Annotated in this window: 15 protein-coding genes, 1 tRNA gene and 1 pseudogene; 6 read left to right on the top strand and 11 right to left on the bottom strand. The window is 68.5% G+C overall.

Going from position 1 to position 16,157, the window contains the following annotated elements; genetic code table 11:
- Window position 1: 1 nt before the first annotated feature.
- Together CCZ36_RS06750 and CCZ36_RS06745 are read right to left on the bottom strand one after the other, a co-directional pair.
- Entirely contained in the window at window positions 2-772 is a 771-nt protein-coding gene (locus tag CCZ36_RS06750; RefSeq protein ID WP_176735311.1) for a helix-turn-helix domain-containing protein, read from the bottom strand.
- Between the two features lie 109 nt (window positions 773-881).
- A tRNA-Leu gene (locus CCZ36_RS06745) sits at window positions 882-956 on the bottom strand.
- Window positions 957-1,052: 96 nt separating this feature from the next.
- Here CCZ36_RS06745 and CCZ36_RS06740 point away from each other — a divergent pair.
- Window positions 1,053-1,709 carry an ANTAR domain-containing response regulator gene (locus tag CCZ36_RS06740; RefSeq protein WP_030567928.1) on the top strand — a complete coding sequence of 219 codons (657 nt, stop codon included), beginning with the start codon at window positions 1,053-1,055 and terminating at the stop codon, window positions 1,707-1,709.
- A 90-nt stretch (window positions 1,710-1,799) separates the two neighbouring features.
- On the opposite strand, the pseudogene CCZ36_RS06735 reads toward CCZ36_RS06740, so the two are convergent.
- From CCZ36_RS06735 to CCZ36_RS06710, 6 genes and pseudogenes are all read right to left on the bottom strand, one after another.
- A pseudogene (locus CCZ36_RS06735) lies at window positions 1,800-3,033 on the bottom strand (IS30 family transposase).
- A gap of 83 nt (window positions 3,034-3,116) precedes the next feature.
- On the bottom strand, window positions 3,117-3,833 hold the full coding sequence (locus CCZ36_RS06730) for an ABC transporter ATP-binding protein (RefSeq protein ID WP_069739761.1): 717 nt from the start codon (window positions 3,831-3,833) through the stop codon (window positions 3,117-3,119).
- Entirely contained in the window at window positions 3,830-4,699 is an 870-nt protein-coding gene (locus CCZ36_RS06725; RefSeq protein WP_069739781.1) for an ABC transporter ATP-binding protein, read from the bottom strand. The genes CCZ36_RS06730 and CCZ36_RS06725 overlap by 4 nt, the downstream gene beginning before the upstream one ends.
- A 5-nt stretch (window positions 4,700-4,704) precedes the next feature.
- On the bottom strand, window positions 4,705-6,483 hold the full coding sequence (locus CCZ36_RS06720) for a branched-chain amino acid ABC transporter permease (RefSeq protein ID WP_069739760.1): 1,779 nt from the start codon (window positions 6,481-6,483) through the stop codon (window positions 4,705-4,707).
- A gap of 5 nt (window positions 6,484-6,488) precedes the next feature.
- Window positions 6,489-7,421 (bottom strand): branched-chain amino acid ABC transporter permease, encoded by a 933-nt coding sequence (locus tag CCZ36_RS06715; protein ID WP_069739759.1) that lies wholly within the window; start codon window positions 7,419-7,421, stop codon window positions 6,489-6,491.
- A gap of 101 nt (window positions 7,422-7,522) precedes the next feature.
- Window positions 7,523-8,758, bottom strand: a complete 1,236-nt coding sequence (locus CCZ36_RS06710; protein ID WP_069739758.1) for a branched-chain amino acid ABC transporter substrate-binding protein — start codon at window positions 8,756-8,758, stop codon at window positions 7,523-7,525.
- Window positions 8,759-9,503: 745 nt separating this feature from the next.
- Here CCZ36_RS06710 and CCZ36_RS06705 point away from each other — a divergent pair.
- The 4 genes from CCZ36_RS06705 to CCZ36_RS06690 all read left to right on the top strand — a co-directional run bounded on the left by CCZ36_RS06705 (window position 9,504) and on the right by CCZ36_RS06690 (window position 12,788).
- Window positions 9,504-9,689, top strand: a complete 186-nt coding sequence (locus tag CCZ36_RS06705; RefSeq protein WP_206515712.1) for a hypothetical protein — start codon at window positions 9,504-9,506, stop codon at window positions 9,687-9,689.
- An 85-nt stretch (window positions 9,690-9,774) separates the two neighbouring features.
- Window positions 9,775-10,329 (top strand): MauE/DoxX family redox-associated membrane protein, encoded by a 555-nt coding sequence (locus tag CCZ36_RS06700; RefSeq protein ID WP_079149715.1) that lies wholly within the window; start codon window positions 9,775-9,777, stop codon window positions 10,327-10,329.
- 24 nt (window positions 10,330-10,353) lie between these two features.
- The gene (locus tag CCZ36_RS06695; RefSeq protein ID WP_128817203.1) at window positions 10,354-10,857 is read left to right on the top strand and encodes a hypothetical protein; all 504 of its coding nucleotides are present in this window, start codon (window positions 10,354-10,356) and stop codon (window positions 10,855-10,857) included.
- A gap of 2 nt (window positions 10,858-10,859) precedes the next feature.
- On the top strand, window positions 10,860-12,788 hold the full coding sequence (locus CCZ36_RS06690) for an ABC transporter ATP-binding protein (RefSeq protein WP_237302601.1): 1,929 nt from the start codon (window positions 10,860-10,862) through the stop codon (window positions 12,786-12,788).
- A 40-nt stretch (window positions 12,789-12,828) separates the two neighbouring features.
- On the opposite strand, the gene CCZ36_RS06685 is transcribed toward CCZ36_RS06690, so the two are convergent.
- Window positions 12,829-14,685, bottom strand: coding sequence for an AfsR/SARP family transcriptional regulator (locus tag CCZ36_RS06685; RefSeq protein WP_069739754.1), 1,857 nt, complete (start codon window positions 14,683-14,685; stop codon window positions 12,829-12,831).
- The gene (locus CCZ36_RS06680) at window positions 14,682-15,134 is read right to left on the bottom strand and encodes a S26 family signal peptidase (protein WP_079134203.1); all 453 of its coding nucleotides are present in this window, start codon (window positions 15,132-15,134) and stop codon (window positions 14,682-14,684) included. The genes CCZ36_RS06685 and CCZ36_RS06680 overlap by 4 nt, the downstream gene beginning before the upstream one ends.
- A gap of 254 nt (window positions 15,135-15,388) precedes the next feature.
- Between CCZ36_RS06680 and CCZ36_RS06675 the strand changes: the two genes are divergently transcribed.
- Entirely contained in the window at window positions 15,389-15,583 is a 195-nt protein-coding gene (locus CCZ36_RS06675) for a hypothetical protein (RefSeq protein ID WP_069743300.1), read from the top strand.
- Window positions 15,584-15,652: 69 nt separating this feature from the next.
- On the opposite strand, the gene CCZ36_RS06670 is transcribed toward CCZ36_RS06675, so the two are convergent.
- Window positions 15,653-16,123: a PaaI family thioesterase gene (locus CCZ36_RS06670; protein ID WP_069739753.1), complete on the bottom strand. Its 471-nt coding sequence runs from the start codon at window positions 16,121-16,123 to the stop codon at window positions 15,653-15,655.
- Between the last annotated feature and the right edge of the window lie 34 nt (window positions 16,124-16,157).

Below are 16,157 nucleotides of genomic sequence, written 5' to 3'. Positions count from 1 at the left end.
TTCAGTATTTCGGCCCGACGTGCGCATCCATGAGGGCTACGGATGCCCGTCGGGCTACGGAGATGTTGTAGGGCTTGCCGCCACGTGCCAGGGTCGTCCACTCGACGCCGACGGCGGTGAGCGTGTCGCTGAAGAGCGTGCGGATGTCGTCGGACTTGTTCGTGAAGAAGTACCGGGGGTACTCGTAGCGCTTGCGTTCACCGCGAACCATGCGCGTGGCCCAGTTCGTGATGCGACAGCCGTCTGAGTGGATGAGCCCGCGGATGAACTCCCAGGGGTGGGCGTCCACGATGTGCTGCTGCCAGGGTTCGAGGGCGATCCGGCGGTCGTGCTTCTTGCCGGGGCCGTGTTGAGGGAAGAGACAGGGCCAGTGCTTGCTGGACGAAGTGACGTACTGGCAGCCCGCACTGGCCACCCGGCAGACCGTGTTGTGCGGCCGCGCGATCTGTATGGCTTCGGCGCAGGCGTCGATGAGGCCCGGCCAGGCGTCGGCGCACGCGATTCGAAGCGAGTACACACCTCGCTTGGCCACGCTGATGCAGCCGTCCCCGAGATAGAGCCCCAGTAAGTAGGCGTACGAGGGCGGGTTCTCGATCTCCCCTGGGGCGTCGGTACACCTGGGGCAAGGGACGCCTCGATCGAGCGGTTCCAGGCGCGTCCGCCAGGAACGAATCGCGGCGCGGGATATGCCGGTCTGCTTGCTCACCGAATTGAGGCTGCGCCCCTGCGCGACCAGAGCCAGAGTTCGCTCGCGAGTTCCCACTTCGTACATGCTGCCGAGTTTCGTCGCGCAGGCGCCCATTCGGCGGGGAATAGTGCGCGCGTACTCAGATCAAGTGAAGTTCACCGAACCGCCTTGCACCTTGGAATCCAAGGAAAAGTGCCCCAGGTGGGATTCGAACCCACACTGTCCGCTGTTTGAGAGCGGCCTCTCTAACCAGTTGGAGTACTGGGGCCTTGGAAAGCAAGGTATTTTGCTCCCCTGCGGGTCACTACCTTACAGGAGCTAGGTAGGCTCGTGACAGCAGTATCTGCCCATACCGAGGAGCCCCGTGACCACCCCCGAGTCGCCCCAGCCCGTAGACGCCGTCGACGACGACAAGTCGCACGTCCCGCCGCTGACGACCCGCGTCGTCATCGCCGAGGACGAGGCCCTCATCCGCCTCGACCTCAAGGAGATGCTGGAGGAGGAGGGCTACTCCGTCGTCGGTGAGGCGGGCGACGGGCAGCAGGCCGTCGAGCTGGCCCGGGAGCACAAGCCCGACCTGGTCATCCTGGACGTGAAGATGCCGGTCCTCGACGGGATCTCCGCCGCCGAGAAGATCGCCGAGGAGTCCATCGCCCCGGTCCTCATGCTCACCGCCTTCTCGCAGCGCGACCTCGTCGAGCGGGCCCGGGACGCCGGGGCCATGGCGTACCTCGTGAAGCCGTTCAGCAAGAGCGACGTCGTGCCCGCCATCGAGATGGCCGTCTCCCGGTTCGCCGAGCTGAAGGCGCTGGAGAGCGAGATCGCGGACCTGTCCCAGCGGCTGGAGACCCGGAAGCTGGTGGACCGGGCCAAGAGCATCCTGCAGACGGATTACGGGCTCTCCGAGCCGGCGGCGTTCCGGTGGATCCAGAAGACGTCGATGGACCGGCGGATGTCGATGCAGCAGCTCGCGGAGGCGTTGATCGAGGACGCCGAGGAGAAGAAGAAGGCGGCCGAGTAGCCGCGTACACGACGTACACATACACGTACGGAACGAGAGAGGCCCGCAGCCGGTTCGCGGCGAATTCCAGGGGTCGTAGCAACACAGTGATCAACTGGCTGTCGCCAGGAGCTTAGCGAGACGCTCGGCTGGGGTTTCCCGGCCGAGCGTTTTGCGTGGGCGGCTGTTGAGCTCGGCGGCGACGGCGTCCAGGTGCTCGCGGGTGTGGACCGAGAGGTCTGTGCCCTTGGGGAAGTACTGTCGCAGCAGCCCGTTGGTGTTCTCGTTCGAGCCGCGTTGCCAGGGGCTGCCGGAGTCGCAGAAGTAGACGGGCATGTCCGTAGCGGTGCTGAACTCCTGGTGGAGGTGCATCTCGGAGCCCTGATCCCAGGTGAGTGAGCGCCGGAGGTGGGCCGGGAGAGCGGAGACGGTCTGGATGAGCGCGTCGCGGACCTTGGCGGGGTGCCGACCGTCAGGCAGGTGGACGAGAGCGACGAAGCGGCTGGATCGCTCCACCGGTGTTCCGATCGCGGACCGGCTGGTCCTGCCGATGATGAGGTCGCCCTCCCAGTGCCCGGGGATCGCGCGGTCGGCTGCCTCGGCCGGCCGTTCGCTGATCATCACCATGTCCTTCGACATGCGCGGCTGACGCTTGGCGGACCGGCGGTGAGGGCGTCGCATTGCCCGTCCCGTCCGAAGGGAGCGCGTCAGCTCGCGGCGGAGTTCTCCGCGGCCCTGGACGTAGAGGGCCTGGTAGATCGTCTCGTGGGTGCATCTCCGGCCGCTCGGGGAAGCGCGTCCGTAGAATCCGGCAGATCTGTTCAGGACTCCAGCGGCATGCGAGGTGGTGCTGGATGAAGTCCCGCAGCTCGGGGTTCTGGCCGATCTTCCCGGTTTCGGGCCGGGGCCGACGGGCATCCGCACGCTCTTGCGCGACATACGGCCGGTAGGTCCAGCGGGTCGCGTTGCGGGGTGAACGCGTGCCGTTGCGGCGTATCTCCCGGCTGATGGTGGAGGGACTACGACCCAGCTCAGCAGCGATCGCCCGGATCGATGCCTTCTCCCGGAACCGGTCGGCGATGTGGATCCGCTCGTCGGCCCGGAGGTAGCGGGACGGACCAGAAGGCGGCACCACCGGACTAACCGGTGGTGCCGCCTTGTGCTTGCTGTCTGCCGCACGGCCATTGCGCCAACGGCGGCCGGTCTTGTCGTTGATGCCCACGATCCGGCACGCCTGGTTGTTGCTGAAGCCCTGCTGCATGAGCAGGAAGTATGTTTCCCGCTCACGCAACAGCCTCTTGCGGCCCTGAGCCACCGTCCGGCTCTCCCGGATCTTGAAGTCCATCGCATCCCCTGAGCTGGGGTGTTGCGACGACCACTAGAACGGAAGGCGAACCGGGTGCGGGCCTCTTCCGTACGGCAGGGGCGTCAGTCCTCGCCGAGGTAGGCCTTGCGGACCGACTCGTCGTGGAGGAGGTCCGATCCGGGGCCGGAGAGGACGATCTTGCCGACCTCCATGACGTGACCCTGGTCCGCGAGGGACAGGGCGGCCTGGGCGTTCTGCTCGACGAGCAGGATCGTGGTGCCCGCCGCCTTGAGCTCGACGATGGTTTCCATGATCTTCTGCATCATGATCGGGGAGAGGCCCATGGAGGGCTCGTCGAGCATGAGCAGCTTGGGCTGGGACATCAGGGCGCGTCCCATGGCGAGCATCTGCTGCTCACCGCCCGAGAGGGTGCCGGCGGCCTGCTTTCGGCGTTCCCCGAGGATGGGGAAGAGGTCGTAGGCGCGCTGGATGTCCTTCTCGATGCCTGCCTTGTCCGTCCGGAGGAACGCTCCGAGCTGGAGGTTCTCCGTGATGGTGAGGCGGGGGAAGATGTGCCGGCCTTCGGGGGAGTGGGCGAGTCCGAGCGCGACGATCTTGTGCGCGGGGACGCTGCCGAGGGGCTTCCCGTCGAAGGTGATGCGGCCGCCGGAGGGCTTGAGGAGCCCGGAGAGGGTGCGCAGGGTGGTGGTCTTGCCCGCGCCGTTGGTGCCGATGAGGGTGACGACCTGGCCGGCTTCGACGCTGAAGGAGATGCCCTTGACGGCTTCGATCTTGCCGTAGGCGACGCGGAGGTCTTCGACCTCTAGCAGGGCGGTCACTGGGTTTCCCCTTCCGTGCGGGTGGTGCTGTGCGCCTCCGCTGCTTCGACCTCGGCGACTTCGTCGGCGCCGGGGGCGCCTTCGAAGGGGGTGCCGAGGTAGGCGGCGACGACGCGTTCGTCGGCCTGGACGTCGCCGGGGGTGCCTTCGACGAGTTTCTCGCCCTGGACGAGGCAGGCGACGCGGTCGCAGAGGTTGAAGATGAAGCGCATGTCGTGCTCGATGACGAGGACGGCGATGCCCATGTCGCGGATCGCGAAGATGAGTTCTTCGGTGACGCGGGTTTCCTGGGGGTTCATGCCGGCGGTGGGCTCGTCCAGGAGGAGGAGGCCGGGGTCGCTGGCGAGTGCGCGGGCGATTTCCAGCTTGCGCTGGTCTCCGTAGGGGAGGTTGCGCGCGAGGTGGTCGGCCTTGTCCTGGAGGCCGATGAACTCCAGGAGTTCCATGGCGCGTGCGTGGGAGGCGGCTTCGGCCTTCTTGAAGCCGGGTCCGCGCAGGAGGGCGGACCAGAGGCCTTCCTTGGTGCGGGTGTGGCGTCCGACGAGGACGTTCTCCAGCACGGTCATGTTGGCGAAGAGTCGGATGTTCTGGAAGGTGCGGGCGATGCCTGCCTGGGTGACGAGGTGGGGCTTGGGCGGCAGGACGGTGCCCTTGTAGCGGACTTTGCCCTCGGTGGGGACGTAGAGGCCGGTGAGGCAGTTGAAGAAGGTGGTCTTGCCGGCGCCGTTGGGGCCGATGAGGCCGACGATCTCGCCTGCTTTGACGGTGAGGTCGACGTCGCGTACGGCGGTGAGGCCGCCGAAGCGCATGGTGACGCCGCTCGCGTCGAGCACGGTGGTGGCGGTTTCGGGTGTGGTGGTGGTCATGGTGTTCACGCCCCCGCCTTCGTGGTGCCGGAGGTGGTGCCGGCCAGGGATTCGTCCGGTACGTCGAGCCGGCCGGTCTCGTGGTACTCGAGCTTGGCGCGGCGGTTGGCGATGAGGCCTTCGGGGCGGAAGCGCATGAGGAGGATGAGGGCGAGACCGAAGCCGAGGAGCTGGTAGTCCTGGAGGAACTGGAGCTTGGCCGGGATCATGTAGAGGAGCGTGGCGCCGATGAGGGGTCCGCTGATGGTTCCCATGCCGCCGAGGATCACGGCGGCGAGGAGGAAGGCGGAGTTGGGCGGCACGGGTCCGGCGAAGACGTACATCTCGGGGACGACGGTGCTCTGGACGTGAGCCTGTACGGTGCCGGCGATGCCGGCGAGGGTGGCGCCGAGGGCGAAGGCGATGAGCTTGACGCGGAAGCCGTTGATGCCCATGGCGGTGGCGGCGGTCTCGTCCTCGCGGATGGCGACCCAGGCGCGGCCGATGCGGGAGCTGCCGGCTCGGCTGAAGACGAGGACCACGAGGATCATCGCGAGCAGCATGAGCAGGTAGTAGTTGGCGTAGGAGCCGAGTTCGAAGCCCAGGACGGTGTGGGATTCGCCGAAGTTGTACCCGAAGAAGTTGAGGTCGGGGATGTTCGGTACGCCGTTGGGGCCGTTGGTGATCTGTGGTCCGGAGACGCCGTCGAGGTTGCCGACGGCGATGCGGAAGATTTCGCCGAAGCCGAGGGTGACGATGGCGAGGTAGTCGCCGCGGAGGCGGAGGGTGGGTGCTCCGATGACGACGCCGAAGATGAGGGAGACGGCGGCGCCGGTGAGGACGGAGGCCCAGAAGGGGAATTGGACGCCGAAGGCGGATGCGGTGGTGCCGGAGACGAGGGCGGCTGTGTAGGCGCCGACGCCGAGGAAGGCGACGTATCCGAGGTCGAGGAGTCCGGCCAGGCCGACGACGATGTTCAGTCCGAGTGCGACGGTCGCGAAGATGAGGATGTTGACCGCGATGAGGGTGAACTGGTCGGTGGTCTGGGTGAAGGGGAAGGCGGCTGCCGCGACGAAGGCGGCGGCGACGGCGATGGTGCGGTATTTGGTTGTGAGCGCGGAGAGGCGGGCCATGAGGCCGGCCTTGAAGAGCGCGGGGACCGCGAAGCCGGAGATGATCAGGTAGCCGACGAAGAGTTCGGGGTATTCGGTGTCGATGCCGTAGGTGACGACGTAGAGACCGATGCCGAAGGCGGCGACGATGATGAGGATTTCGGCCCAGGAGGGGAGTTCCTTGGGGCGTCCGGGCGCGGGGGCGCGGAGGCTGTTGAGGAATCGCTCGAGGGGGGTGGGGGTGGTGGTGTCGGTGATGTCCTGGTCGTGGGGGAGGCCGAGGGAGGCGGCGACGGTGATGAGGGCGCCGACGAGGCCGATCCAGGCTCCGGGTTCCAGGTTGACGATGCCGCCGAGTTCGATGGCGATGGCGGCGAAGGTGAAGCCCATGGTGCCGAGGACGCCGAGGGCGGCGAGTCGGACGGGGCTGTTGGTGCCGCCGGGGGTGAGCCAGCCGAGGCCCTTGATGCCGTATCCGGAGAGGGTGAACAGCAGGGTGATGGCTGCGGCGACGAGGGTGAGGACCTGGAGGCCGCCGGGGTAGCCGGTGACGGTGAGGTCGCCGGGGAATTCGGCGGTCCAGGTCCAGGCGAGGAAGGTGGAGGCGAGGGTGAGTGCGGCTCCGGCTGCGGTGATCGCGCGGGCTGCGGGGATGGCGAGGACGGGCGTGGCCTGGTTGGTCTTGGTGGTCATCGGTATCACGCCCGATCCGTGACGCGCTCGCCGAGTAGGCCTTGTGGCCTGACGAGGAGGACGACGATGAGGAGGACGAAGGCCCAGACGTTGGCCCAGGCGCCGCCGCCGAGCTGCTGCATGCCGGGGATTTCTTCGATGTAGGCGATGGAGAGGGCTTCGGCGAGTCCGAGGACGACGCCGCCGACCATGGCTCCGTAGATGTTGCCGATGCCGCCGAGGACGGCGGCGGTGAAGGCCTTGAGTCCGAGGAGGAAGCCCATCTCCCAGCCGATCTGGCCCTTGTCGAGTCCGTAGGCGACGGCTGCGACGGCTGCGAAGGCGGCTCCGATGGCGAAGGCCATCACGATGATGCGGTTGGTGTTGATGCCCATGAGCTTGGCTGTGTCGGGGTCCTGCGCGGTGGCCTGCATGGCGCGTCCGCTGCGGCTCTTGGAGACGAACATGCCGAGGGCGAGCATGCACAGGGGTGCGAGTACGAGGATGAAGGCGTCGGCTCGCTGGAGGTAGAGGTTGTCGAGCAGGTGGAAGGAGTCGCCACCGAATTCGGGGAAGCTGAGGGGCTTCTTCGCGTCGGGGTAGAAGCCCCAGACGAGCTGTTGGAGCACGATCGAGAGGCCGATCGCGGTGATGAGCGGGGCGAGGCGGGGGGCGCCGCGCAGGGGCCGGTAGGCGAACCGTTCCGCGGCGGTGGCCACGGTGACGGAGGCGATGGCTCCACCGATGATCATGAGCGGGATGGCCACGAGGAGTGTGGTGCCGCTGGGGAGCATGAGGTAGGTGGTGAGGGCGCCGAAGCCCCCGATCATGAAGATCTCGCCGTGGGCGAAGTTGATGAGCTGGACGATGCCGTACACCATGGTGTACCCGATGGCTATGAGGCCATAGAGGGCGCCGAGGGCGAGGCCGTTGGCCAGCTGTTGCGGCAGTTCGTGCACCGCAGGGCCTCCGATGAGCTTGTCGGATATGACTCCGCGCGAGGGCGCTGTTTGCGCCCTCGCGCGGATGGGGTCAGTGGGGCGGGGCTGTGCTGCGGCGATCAGTCCTCGAACGTGGCGCTCTTGACGTCCTTCCAGGCGCCCTTCTGGACCTCGTAGACGGTGAGCTGCTTGTTGGTCGTGTCACCGAACTCGTCGAAGGAGACCTTGCCGGTCACGCCGTCGAAGGAGACCTTGGACATGGCCTCGGTGACCTTGGCGCGAGCGTCCTCGGGGAGCTTGCCGTCGTTGTCGGCGACGACGGCCTTGATGGCCTGGATGATGGACCATGCGGCGTCGTAGGAGTAGCCGCCGTAGGCCGCGTAGGGGTCCTTGTAGCCGCCGGCCTTGTAGTCCTCGATGAACTTCTTGGCGGTCGGGAGGGCCTCGACGGGGTAGCCGATGGAGGTGGCGAGGTCGCCGTCGTTGGCTTCGCCGGAGGCGCTGATGAAGGCGGGGTCGTAGATGCCGTCGCCGCCCATGGTGGGGATCTTGGCGCCGGTCTTCTTGATCTGGTCGGAGAGCAGGCCGCCCTCGGGGTACTGGCCGCCGTAGTAGACGGAGTCGGCGCCGGAGCTCTTGACCTTGTCGGCGGTGCTGGAGAAGTCGGTCTCCTTGACCGTGACGTGGTCGGTGCCGATGACCTTGCCGCCGAGGCGTTCGAACTCCGCAGAGAAGATGGCGGCGAGGCCTGCGCCGTAGGTCTGCTTGTCGTCGACGACGTAGACCTTCTTCTTCTTGGCGTCGTTGTAGAGGTACTGGGCGGCGAACTTGCCCTGGACGACGTCGGTGGCGCAGGTGCGGAAGTAGGTCTTGAAGACGCGCTTCGGGTCGCCCTTGCCCCAGTTGTCGCCCTGGCTGAGGGCGGGGTTGGTGTTGGCGGGGGAGACCTGGGTGAGGTTTGCCTTGTCGAAGACGCCCTGCATGGACTGGGCGACGCCGGAGTTCAGCGGGCCGACGGCACCGAGGACGTCGGGGTTGCCGACGAGCTTGGTGGCGTTGGCCTGTCCGGAGGCGGGGACGGCCTGGTCGTCGAGGGCTTCGATCTTGAACTCGATGCCGGGGACCTCGTTGTTCTTGTTCGCGGTCTTGGCCGCGAGGTCCACGGAGTTCTTGATGCCCTGGCCGAGCGCGGAGAGGGAGCCGGTCAGGGGCGCGTCGACGCCGATGACGACGGTGGTCTTGCCACCTTTGTCTCCGCTGTCCTTGCTGCCTTCGTCGCGCGACCCGCAGGCGGTGAGCGTCAGTGCTCCGGTGGTGAGCACTGCGGTGAGTATGAGCAAAGAACGGTGTCGCACGAGAGGGTCCTTTCCCTGGCGCGGCGCTCCTCGGGCATGAGGTGCCGTGATCTTCGCCGGGCCGTACTGGGTTGGTACAGGGCCGTGCAGCAGACGCGCCCGGCGGCGCGGTGACTGGCCGTGACTCTAAGCGCAGCCGGGGGTCATCGGGATGGGTCGGCTGCGGATGTGACTCTCTTGTTATGCCCTTGAGCAAGGCTTGAGGTTCCTGTGAGGGGATGTGCAGGTTTCGCCTGGACTGCGCATTGCCCACATGGTGAGAACGCGCAGCTCTGCTAAGGGGCTTGAGGCGATCTTGGTGCTGTCGCGCGGTTCGGGGCGCGGGGGCGGGGAGGGGTCGCCCGGGGGTGCGGGGGGGTGGGGGTGCCGGGTTTTTCGTGTATCGCGCAAACGTTACACAGTGTTACATGTGTGGGATATGTGTGCTGCGCTGCCGGGTCGGTGTCGCTGTTGAAGCAGGTCATGGAACGGGTGTGGCCGTCAAGGGTGTTGACCGTGCGTTTCCAACAACTTCCGGTACCCGCTTCGAATATGGGGATGCGTGGTCCGGAATGCGGTGCGGGGTGGGTGGTGCGCGGGAGTCTTGGCACGGTCGCGGAGGGCGGTCGGCGGCGCTGTAGCCCGGCTGTATGGGTCGTTCTACGGCGTGTCCGTAGCGTACGGATTTCCCGGCGTGGACTTGTCGAGCGGAGTGCCGGGTGTCCTTGTTCGCGGCCAGTGGGAGGAATGGCTCATGCTTTCTGCGATGAACCGTGTGGGCGACCGGGTGCTCGCGCACCTGGTTCCGAAGGTGAACGCCTCGGCGGATACGAGTTTCTGGCAGTACTGCTACTGCACGGCCGACTGGCGGAAGATCTACAAGCTCTGCCACGTCGTCGGTGGCCGGACGGCGTGCGGTGAATGTTCGAGCGTCCGTTACATCGGTTGCTGAGACTGCCGGTGAGGCCCGCCGGGCGACGCGCAGGCGCCTGGTCCGGTGGTCCGACCGTGTCCGGGGAGCCCGGGGGGTTGATCACATGACGTATCTCGTGCTGTTCTGCCGGATTCTGCTGGCGGGGGTATTTCTCGCGGCACTCGTCGGCAAGGTCCGCAGTGCGGCGGCCTATCGCGAATTCGCGGGCTCGGTGGTGCGGTTGGGGCTCTTCTCCCGGCGCGTGTCGCGGGTGTGCGCGGCCGTGGTGGTCGGTGTGGAGGTCCTGGTCCTGGTGCTGCTGGTTCCGGCGCGCACGGTTCCCGCCGGGTTCCTGGCGGCTGTTGTCCTGCTCGGTGCCTTCGCCGCGGGGATCGTGCTGGCGCTGCGGGCCGGCAACTCTGCTCCCTGCCGGTGTTTCGGGGCGTCTTCCGCTCCGCTGGGGCGGGTCCACGTGGTGCGCAACCTGATCCTCGCGGTGGCGGGTGCCGGGGGGCTGGCCGTCGCCGTCACGGGCGCCGGGGCGGCGTGGCCGCCGCACGCCGGTGGGGCGGCCGTCGCCGGGGTCGCGGCACTGCTCGTGGTCTTCCTGGTGGTGCGCCTCGACGATTTGATGTCCCTTTTCTCGTCTCGACCTGTGATGCCGGCCGTGGGTGAGTGAGCCGGTGCGACTGAGGTGGTTCTCATGACGTTCGTTGTTGCGGCCCTGGTGCTGGTCGGTGCGCTGTGCGTGTTCGACCTGTTGTTGACGTTCGCGGTTCTGCGCAGGCTGCGTGAGCACACGGCCGAGCTGGAACGGCTTGCGGGGCGGCCGTCGTTCACGCCGTACGACCCTGGCGTCCTGGTGGGCCGTGCGCTGCCCGAATCGGTGGCCGCGCACGCGCCCGAGCTGGTCGCCTTCTTCGACGCGCAGTGCGACACCTGCCATGAGCACGCGCCGGGGTTCGCGGCACGTGCGCGCGGCCGGACGGCGCTGGCGGTGGTCTCCGGCGAGGGGCGCCGGGCGGCGGAGCTGGCCGCGCACGTGGCGGACGACGCGGTCGTGCTGCGGGACGACGTAGCCGCGGACGTGGTGGGCGCCGTGGGGATCGAGGCGTTCCCGACGTTCCTGGCGGTCGGCCCGGACGGTGTCGTGGTGCGGGCGCACACGGATCTGGCGGTGCTGGGCGAGCCGGCGCAGGCGGTGTGAGCGTGGTGCGGCCGATCGGCGGGTCCGCCGGTGAACACAGGGGGCCGCGGTGGCTGCTGCGGTACCTGGTGGCGGCGTGGCTGCTGTGCTGGCGGGCCGGGCGGCTGCCCGCGGCGGTGTACCTCTTGATCATGGTGGCCTTGGGACTTCTTCCGACGGCGACCGCGTGGTTCACGAAGTTCGTCGTCGACGACCTCGCCGCGGGCCGTGCGGACGGGGTGCTCCGGTGGGCGGTGGCGCTGGCGGTGGTGGGGCTCGCGGCGGGTGTGCTGCCGCATCTGTCGACGTATCTGCAGAATGAACTGGCCCGCAGGCTCGACCGCTCGATGCAGGACCGGCTCTACCGTTCGATCAACGGTTTCCGCGGCCTGTCGCGGTTTGAGAACCCGGAGTTCAGAAACGACCTGAGCATGGCGCTGCAGGCGTCGGGCGGGGCGATGGGGCCGGTCACCACGGGGCTGTTCGACACCGTGCGCAATGTGATCACGCTGGTCAGCCTGTTGGGGACGCTGACCCTGCTGAGCCCGGTGATGGCCGCTCTGGTCTCGGCGGCCGCGGTGCCCGCGTTGATGGCGCGGCTGGTGCTGTCGAAGCAGCGGGTGAACATGCTGGCGGGGGTGTCGGCGTCGGCCCGGCGCCAGATCTTCTATTCCCTGCTGATCACCGACGTCCGGGGCGCCAAGGAGACGAGGCTGTTCGGGCTGGGGGATTTCCTGCGGGAGCGGATGCTCGGTGAGCTGGCGGTCCGGCAGTCCGGAGAGCGGGCCATGGACCGGCGTGAGGCGCGTACGCAGTCGCTGCTGGCGCTGCTGTCCACCGCGGTGGCGGCCGTGGGACTGCTGTGGGCCGTGCACGCGGCCGCGCGGGGTTCCCTGAGCGTCGGTGACGTCACGGCGTTCGTCGCGGCGGTGGCGGGGACCCAGGCGGCACTGGCCGGTCTGGTCGACAACGTGGCCTTCGCGCACCAGGCGCTGCTGGTGTTCGGCTACCACGACAAGGTGACCTCCCTTCCCGACGATCTGCCCACCAGGCCCTCGGCGGTGGGGGAACTCCCCGAGCTGAGCGTCGGTATCGAGCTGCGGGACGTCTGGTTCCGTTACGACGAGGACCACCCGTGGATCCTGCGGGGGGTCGACCTGACGCTGGCCAAGGGGAGTTCGGTCGCGCTGGTGGGGCTCAACGGGGCGGGCAAGAGCACGTTGATCAAGCTGATGTGCCGGTTCTACGATCCGACCAGGGGCCGGATCCTCTGGGACGGCGTGGACATCCGCGACGTGCCTCCGCAGGACTTGCGGCGTCGGATGAGCGTGCTCTTCCAGGACTACATGTGCTACGACCTGACCGTCGCCGAGAACATCGGCGTGGGTGACCTGGATGCCCTGCCGGACCGGGGGCGGCTCCAGGGCGCGGCCCGGCGCGCGGGGGTGGACGGGGTGGTCGCGGGGCTGCCCCGCGGCTACGACACGATGCTCAGCCGGATCTTCACCGACCTGACGGAGGACGAGGAGGAAGGCCAGGCGGGTGTGGCCCTGTCGGGCGGGCAGTGGCAGAGGCTCGCGCTGGCCCGCACGCTGTTGCGCGACCGGCGTGATCTGCTGATCCTGGACGAGCCGAGCGCGGGTCTGGACGCGGAGGCCGAGTACGAGATTCACCGGGGGCTGCGGGAACAGCGTGCCGGCCGCACCAGTCTGCTGGTCTCCCACCGGCTCGGCGCCGTCCGGGAGGCGGGGACGATCGTGGTGCTGGAGGACGGGCGGATTGTGGAACGGGGCAGCCACGACGAGCTGATGGCGCGGGCAGGGACGTACGCGAAGCTGTTCGTGATCCAGGCGGACGGCTACCGCGATACGGACGGCTACCGCGATACGGACGGGCAGCGCGATGAGGACGGCTGCCGCGGCACGGACGAGGCGCGGGCCGTTGTCCCCTGAGTGCCACTGCGCCGGGCCGGCCGGCCCGGCGCGGGCGGGCTCAGGAGGGCACGTCCTCACGTGCCGCCAGTTCCCGGGCGAAAAGCCGGGTGAGAACCGGCATGTCGAACTGCTCCCGGCCCACGGACCGCAGCAGACCGACGCCGAGCAGCTCTTCCAGGAGGAGTTCGGTGTCCGGCAGGGTGGTGCCGATCGTCTTCGCGGCGAGCTGCCCGTCGAAGGGCCGGTCCAGCAGGCCGAGGCACTTGAAGGCGAACGCGGCGGAGTGCCGGTGGGCGGTACGCGGCAGGGCGGCAAGGCTGAGCGTGTAACCGGAGCGCATGGTGAGTCCGGCGACCTGGAGCTGGTCGAGACGTTGCTCCGGGTCACGGAGCCGGTCGGCGACGTCCGCGAGCAGCCGGTCGGGGCGGTTGGTGCAGCGTGCGCCGACGATGCTGAGGGCAAGCGGGTTGCCCTGGCACAGACGGGCGATCTCCGCGGCGGGGCCGGGTTCGGCGGTGACCCGGGCCCGTCCGATCAGCTCGGCGAGGAGGCTGACGGACTGGGCTGCGGTCAGGGGATGCACGGGGACGCGGACGGCGTCCAGCATCGGCATGGCACCGATTCCGGTGATGAGGACGGCGCAGTGCGGGCCGGCGGGCAGGAGGGAGTTCACGCCGCCGTGGGTGGGCACGTTGTCGAGGACGATCAGGACGCGCCGGTCCGCGAGTACGGACTGGTAGGCGGCGGCCGCCTCGTCCGCGGAGTCGGGTATCTCGTGGCCCGGCACCCCCAGGGCCTTGAGGAATCGTCTGAGTACGTCGGTCGTTCCCAGCGGCCGGGCGTCCGGGCCGCCGCCCCGCAGGTCGGCGTAGAGCCGGCCGTCGGGGTAGGCGCTGCTCACGGAGTGGGCGACGCGCAGGGCCAGGGCGGACTTTCCCGTGCCGGAGGGGCCGTGGAAGAGGACCACCCTTGCCCCGACGGTCTCCCCGGCCCGGGTGCGCAGGGCTCGGTGCGCCTGTTCCCGCTCCGACCGGCGGCCGACGAACACCGCTGATTCTCGGGGGAGCTGGCGCGGGGCGGCGGTGGCCCTCGCGGCCGGCCGGGCGGTCGTGTGGGCGGGTGACAGCGAGGGGGCGCGGCGCAGGACGGCTTGGTGGGTCTCGAGGAGTTCCGGGCCCGGGTCCATGCCGAGTTCGCGGCGTAGCACGCCCCGGGCGTCGGTGAACGCGGTCAGCGCGGCGGCCGCGTCGCCGCTGCGGTAGAGAGAGACCATCAGCTGGCTTCTCAGCCGCTCGCGCAGCGGATGTCTCCGGATGATCCGGCGCAGCGGTTCGATCAGCGACGCTCCCTCGCCGAGGGCGAGTTCGGCGGCGATGTGGTTCTCGAAGGCGTTGACCAGGTTCTCGCCGAGTTCCACGGCGATGCCCCGGAGGACGGGACCCTGGGGCACGTCCTCCAGGGGGTCCGCCTGCCAGAGGGTGAGCGCGCTGCGGTAGGCCTGGGACGCTTCGGTCATGTCCTGGCGTGCCGCGGCGCGCCGGCCCTTCTCGGAGAGGGCTTCGAAGCGGGCGGAATCGAGTTCGTGGTCGGCGATGTCGAGGGTGTAGCCGCCACGCCCCGTGGTGAGCCGTATGCGCTCCGGGCGGTCCAGCGGCCTCAGCAGGCGCCGGAGTTGCATGATGTACGTCCGCAGATTGGGCACCGCCGACCGGGGAGGTGCGCTGCCCCAGACCTCTTCGGTCAGTGTGCGCACCGGCACGACTCTTCCCCGGTGCGCGATGAGCATCGCGAGGACGGTTCGCTGCTTGTCGGCGGGGACGTGGATCGGGTGGCCGTCCCGCGTGATCCTCAGGGGCCCCAGGAGCCCGAAGCGGACCGCGGGGGTCTGCGGACATGGGCCCAGGTCGTCGCTCACAGCGCGGGACCGCCCAGTCTGCGGGTCGCCACGCCGAGTATCCGGTCCGCGGAGAAGAGGCCTCGGTGCCGGGAGTCGATGCTGTCGGGGTTGTCGCCGAACACCACGAGGGTGCCTGCGGGGACCTCCGTCAGTCCGTCCGCGTCCGGAATGCCGGCCGGGACGGGGTCACCCGGGACGGCGGCGGCGCGTTTGATGTTCCAGGCGGATCCGTCGAGGGATTCGTAGCGGTCCTGCGTCTGCGGAGGAAGCAGGACGACAATGTCGCCCGAGCGGATCCGGTCTATTGCCCGGCGTTTCACCACGACCTGGTCCCCGGGCGAGAGAGTGGGTTCCATGCTGGTTCCCTCGATCGTCACCACGGTGAACCGTCTGCGCAATTGAAGTGCGGCCAAAAGGCACGCCGCGACCGCCGAGGCGATTCCGCCCACCACCCAAAAAGCCTGCATCTGCCCACCCCGTCAGCGTTTCGGACCGCATGATCTTGCATGGGGTCCGGGGGCTTGTCAATGGAAATTCAGGGGCGGCCGGAAAGGTGCGGTATCCGGAATCCCGTTCTCCGGGTCGGCTGCTCCGGTGCAGGTGCGGACGGTGTCGCCCGCGGTTATATCCAGAATGTACAGGATTCGATATTCGGTGCTGCTAGCTTCTGTCTGATTCGTCGCATCTGCATTTCCGCTGATAAGGAGACGCTGTGATCGGAATGATGAGTTCGGTCGGGGACAAAATTCTGGGCAGGCTCGTGCCCCGGACGGTGGCCAAGGCGGACACCACGTTCGAGAAGATCTGCTACTGCAAGAAGAGCCAGGGCTTCTACTACCGGCAGATCTGCCATGTGGTCGGCGGTTACACCTCCTGCGGGACGTGCTACCTCAGCTCCCCCTGCCTGCCCTCCTGAATCACCCCCTGTGCTGCGAACGGCCTGCCGACGTCGGTCGGCAGGCCGTTTTGTGTGCTGGTGGCGGGGTCAGCCCGCTTCGGGCTCGGGGGCGTCGCGGAGCAGGCAGGTGAGGCGTGCGGTGCAGACCCGCTTGTCCTGGTCGTCGGTGATGACGATCTCGTACGTGGCGGTGGAGCGGCCCCGGTGTACGGGGGTGGCGACGCCGGTGACGAGGCCGTTGCGGACGCCCCGGTGGTGGGTGCAGTTGAGGTCGACGCCGACGGCGATCTTGTTCGCGCCGCCGTGGAGCATGGAGCCGATGGAGCCGAGGGTCTCGGCGAGGACGGCGGAGGCGCCGCCGTGCAGGAGGCCGTAGGGCTGGGTGTTGCCCTCGACGGGCATGGTGCCGACGACGCGGTCGGCGGCGGCCTCGACGATGGTGACGCCCATGCGCTCGCCGAGGTGGCCGGCGGAGAAGAGGGCGGGCAGGTCGATGCCGAGTGCCGCGTACTCGTCGATGACTTCCTGCGGGAAGAGGGGTGCGGTGTGCTCGCCCATGGATCCTGCTCCGTTCGTCTGCTGCGCTGGTTCG

The organism is Streptomyces sp. S063 (genome assembly GCF_002832675.1).
GTDB classification, from domain to species: domain Bacteria; phylum Actinomycetota; class Actinomycetes; order Streptomycetales; family Streptomycetaceae; genus Streptomyces; species Streptomyces sindenensis.
This window is presented reverse-complemented; position numbering and strand designations above follow the sequence as displayed.

What these genes read in the sequence shown, in the direction of transcription:
- CCZ36_RS06680 (WP_079134203.1), bottom strand. Translation starts at nt 15,134, where the DNA reads ATGCAGGCTTTTTGGGTGGTGGGCGGAATCGCCTCGGCGGTCGCGGCG.
- CCZ36_RS06725 (WP_069739781.1), bottom strand. Translation starts at nt 4,699, where the DNA reads ATGACCACCACCACACCCGAAACCGCCACCACCGTGCTCGACGCGAGC.
- CCZ36_RS06750 (WP_176735311.1), bottom strand. Translation starts at nt 772, where the DNA reads ATGTACGAAGTGGGAACTCGCGAGCGAACTCTGGCTCTGGTCGCGCAG.
- CCZ36_RS06705 (WP_206515712.1), top strand. Translation starts at nt 9,504, where the DNA reads ATGAACCGTGTGGGCGACCGGGTGCTCGCGCACCTGGTTCCGAAGGTG.
- CCZ36_RS06700 (WP_079149715.1), top strand. Translation starts at nt 9,775, where the DNA reads ATGACGTATCTCGTGCTGTTCTGCCGGATTCTGCTGGCGGGGGTATTT.
- CCZ36_RS06675 (WP_069743300.1), top strand. Translation starts at nt 15,389, where the DNA reads ATGATGAGTTCGGTCGGGGACAAAATTCTGGGCAGGCTCGTGCCCCGG.
- CCZ36_RS06670 (WP_069739753.1), bottom strand. Translation starts at nt 16,123, where the DNA reads ATGGGCGAGCACACCGCACCCCTCTTCCCGCAGGAAGTCATCGACGAG.
- CCZ36_RS06695 (WP_128817203.1), top strand. Translation starts at nt 10,354, where the DNA reads ATGACGTTCGTTGTTGCGGCCCTGGTGCTGGTCGGTGCGCTGTGCGTG.
- CCZ36_RS06720 (WP_069739760.1), bottom strand. Translation starts at nt 6,483, where the DNA reads ATGACCACCAAGACCAACCAGGCCACGCCCGTCCTCGCCATCCCCGCA.